Genomic DNA, 3,453 nt, shown 5'->3' on the forward strand with positions numbered 1-3,453 from the left:
CGACGCCCAGCTCGCGGTGTTGAGGCACCATCGGGCGGTCCACGGCGAGGTGACCGGCGAGGCGGCAACGCAACTGGGCCTCGAAACCCTGCAGAGGGCCATCCGGCTGAAGCAAGCGGTCACCATGAACGTGGTTGACGGCTTGGGGAATTCCAACACCGAAACCGTTGTTCCGGTATCGGTGTCCGGAGGGCGCGTCCGGGTGTTCGACGCCGCCAGGGACACCGAAAGAGTCTTGTCCATCCATCGCATCATCGATGTGGAACCTGCGGGCGAGCCGCACAAGTGAGGAAGCAATAGTGAGCGACGGTCCGCTGATCGTACAGAGCGACAAAACCATCCTGCTGGAAGTCGACCACGAGCTCGCCACCGAGGCACGGCATGCGATCGCGGCGTTCGCCGAGCTTGAGCGCGCCCCCGAACACGTCCACAGCTACCGGCTCACCCCTTTGGGCCTGTGGAATGCGCGCGCGGCGGGACTGGACGCCGAAAAAGTCCTCGACACTCTCCTGCGCTATTCCCGTTTCCCGGTGCCGCACTCTTTGCTGATCGACATCGAAGAGACCATGTCCCGCTACGGCCGCTTGCGCCTGGAAAAGGACCCGCAACACGGATTGGTCATGCGGACCACCGACTACCCCGTACTCGAGGAAGTCAGCCGGGCCAAGAAAATCGCGCCGTTGCTGGGGCCCAGGATCGACGGCGAAACCGTCGTGGTGCATTCCTCCCAGCGGGGACAGCTCAAGCAATTGCTGCTCAAGCTCGGATGGCCGGCCGAGGACCTCGCCGGCTACGTGGACGGCACGCCGCACCTGATCGCCTTGAACGAGGACGGTTGGCACCTGCGGCCGTACCAGAAGCTTGCCACGGAGAACTTCTGGGCGGGCGGCAGCGGCGTCGTCGTGCTGCCCTGTGGCGCGGGCAAGACCTTGGTGGGGGCCGCAGCCATGGCTACGAGCTCCACCACCACGCTGATCCTGGTGACCAACACGGTCGCGGCCCGGCAATGGAAGGACGAACTCCTCAAGCGGACGTCGCTGACGGAGGAGGAGATCGGCGAGTATTCGGGCGCGGTCAAGGAAGTCCGGCCCGTCACGATCGCGACCTACCAGGTCCTGACCACCAAGCGCGGAGGCCTTTACCCGCACCTGGAACTCGTGGACGGGCACGATTGGGGACTCATCATCTACGACGAGGTCCATCTCCTCCCGGCTCCGATCTTCCGGATGACCGCGGACCTGCAGGCCCGGCGGCGCCTGGGACTCACGGCGACGCTTGTGCGTGAGGATGGCCGCGAGGGCGAGGTCTTCAGCTTGATCGGTCCCAAACGCTACGACGCACCGTGGAAGGACATCGAAGCCCAGGGCTACATTGCGCCGGCGGACTGCGTGGAGGTCCGGGTAGACCTGCCTAGGGACGAGCGCGTGGCCTACGCGATGGCTGAGGATGCGGACAAGTACCGGCTCTGCGCGACGTCCGAGACCAAGACCCACTTGGTGGAGCAGCTCGTTGCCCTGCACCAAGGCGAGCCGCTGCTGGTGATCGGCCAGTACATCGACCAGTTGGATGAGATCGGCGAGCGCCTGGACGCTCCCGTGATCAAGGGCGATACGACAGTCAAGGTGCGGCAGAAGCTCTTCGACGCCTTCCGGGCCGGTGACATCAAGACCCTCGTGGTATCCAAGGTGGCCAACTTCTCGATCGACCTACCCGAGGCATCCGTGGCGATCCAAGTGTCGGGGTCTTTCGGTTCCCGCCAGGAGGAAGCTCAACGCTTGGGGCGCCTGCTTCGGCCCAAGCAGGACGGCCGCGCGGCACGCTTCTACTCCTTGGTGGCCCGGGACACCCTCGACCAGGATTTTGCGGCCAAACGGCAGCGCTTCCTCGCCGAACAGGGCTACGCCTACCGGATCATGGACGCCAAGGACGTACCCGCCGGGTAAGGCGCGTCATTTTTTCTGGCTAGGCAACCAGCTGTTGTGCGTGTTCCTGGGGCTGCGCTCCTTGCCGCACGACGACGTCGACCACAGCCCAGGACTCCTCGTCCTTGAGCTGCGCATCCGCGAAGCGTTCGGCGGCGCGGCGGTCGCTGAAGTCCTCGTGCTCGATGCGTCCGGAGAGCGTGTCCAGGTAGCTGACATGGAATTCGACGTCTTGAATTTCAACGCGTGATTCTTGTTTGTTTTCCATGGCTCAAGTGTGAATCCGGGGTCCGACAATTTAGGACTGTGCCCGCGGCGTGTTGGCTTTTGGCCGGATTGCCGAGGCCTGCGCAGCACCATTCAGGCCCTGCGCAGCACTTCCGCGGCGGTGCTCCGGACCGCCTCGGTCACAGCGTCCAATATGCGCGACGGTGTCCGCCACCTTTGCCAGTACAGAGGCACGTCCAATGGCCGCTCAGGCGCGAGTTCCACCAGGGATCCATCGGCTATGTCCCGGCCGCATTGCGGTTCAGGCAGCAATCCCCACCCGAGCCCCAAACGAATGGCCTCGGCAAACTCCTGGCTGGACGGAACAAAGTGGCGCGGGCCTGCAGGCTCCATCCCACGAGCCGCACCGCCCAGGAGTTCCAGGAAGCGGTGCTGGTACTCGTCCTTGCGGTCGAAGTCGACGGCGGGAGCAGCGCAGAGCGAGGCGACATCGACGCCGTCGGGAAGCCACCGTGCCCTGAAGCCCGGAGTGGTGACGGCACGGTATCGCATGCTCCCGAGCGGCTCCACCCGGCATCCCTGCACCGGCTCAGGAGTCGCGGTCACTGCGGCCATGACAGTTCCGGCGCGCAGCATGGACGTGGAATACTGCTCGTCGTCGCGGTGAAGATCGAAGACAGCGTTCAGCTCCGCGGGAACCCTTGTCAGGGCCTTGAGGAACCAGACGGACAAGGAATCCGCGTTGACCACGATCGGAACCGAGACCATCGGGGATTCGCCGGGCAGGCCCAGTTCAAGTTCGGCGTCGGCCTCCAACTGGGCGAGCTGCCGCGCCAATCTGAGCACCACATGTCCCGACTCCGTGGCCTGGACCGGATTGCTGCGCTGCAGCAATACCCTTCCGGACGCTTGTTCAAGCGCCTTGAGACGCTGGGAGACCGCCGACGGCGTGATGTTCAGTGACCGGGCGGCGGCGTCGAGCGTGCCTTCCGTGAGCACGGCGGCGAAGGTGTGCAACTGTTCGGAGGAGAATCTGGCCATAAGACAATCTTACGATGCTTAAGAATAATTAGCTGGACTAATGACGAAGGTGGAACTTAGCCTCGAAGAATGAACTCCCCCGACGTCTTCCACGCCGCCGGTTTGGGCCTCGGCACAGGCCTGGCCCTCATTGTCGCGATTGGCGCCCAAAATGCCTTCGTCCTCCGGCAGGGCATCCGCGGCGAGCATATCGGTGCGGTCGTTGCCGTGTGCGCCATCTCGGACGCCGTGCTCATCGCGGCCGGGGTACTCGGCACAGGCG

The 3,453-nt window shown here is 64.4% G+C and carries 4 protein-coding genes and 1 pseudogene; 3 read left to right on the forward strand and 2 right to left on the reverse strand.

The window, feature by feature from the left end:
* Positions 1-289, forward strand: a pseudogene (locus AHiyo1_RS07980) (helicase-associated domain-containing protein); the annotation flags it as partial.
* Positions 290-299: 10 nt separating this feature from the next.
* Positions 300-1,943: a DNA repair helicase XPB gene (locus AHiyo1_RS07985; protein ID WP_059388201.1), complete on the forward strand. Its 1,644-nt coding sequence runs from the start codon at positions 300-302 to the stop codon at positions 1,941-1,943.
* 19 nt (positions 1,944-1,962) lie between these two features.
* Here the strand turns inward: AHiyo1_RS07985 and AHiyo1_RS07990 are convergent, their stop codons facing one another.
* Both AHiyo1_RS07990 and AHiyo1_RS07995 read right to left on the reverse strand, forming a co-directional pair.
* Positions 1,963-2,190: a hypothetical protein gene (locus AHiyo1_RS07990; RefSeq protein ID WP_059388202.1), complete on the reverse strand. Its 228-nt coding sequence runs from the start codon at positions 2,188-2,190 to the stop codon at positions 1,963-1,965.
* 92 nt (positions 2,191-2,282) lie between these two features.
* On the reverse strand, positions 2,283-3,191 hold the full coding sequence (locus tag AHiyo1_RS07995) for a LysR family transcriptional regulator ArgP (RefSeq protein WP_059388203.1): 909 nt from the start codon (positions 3,189-3,191) through the stop codon (positions 2,283-2,285).
* 69 nt (positions 3,192-3,260) lie between these two features.
* Here AHiyo1_RS07995 and AHiyo1_RS08000 point away from each other — a divergent pair.
* The coding region (locus AHiyo1_RS08000; protein WP_172465525.1) for a LysE family transporter at positions 3,261-3,453 on the forward strand (193 nt) is incomplete at its 3' end.

Source organism: Arthrobacter sp. Hiyo1, assembly GCF_001263615.2.
In the GTDB taxonomy this organism is placed as follows: Bacteria; Actinomycetota; Actinomycetes; order Actinomycetales; family Micrococcaceae; genus Arthrobacter.

What these genes read in the sequence shown, in the direction of transcription:
- AHiyo1_RS07995 (WP_059388203.1), bottom strand. Translation starts at nt 3,191, where the DNA reads ATGGCCAGATTCTCCTCCGAACAGTTGCACACCTTCGCCGCCGTGCTC.
- AHiyo1_RS07990 (WP_059388202.1), bottom strand. Translation starts at nt 2,190, where the DNA reads ATGGAAAACAAACAAGAATCACGCGTTGAAATTCAAGACGTCGAATTC.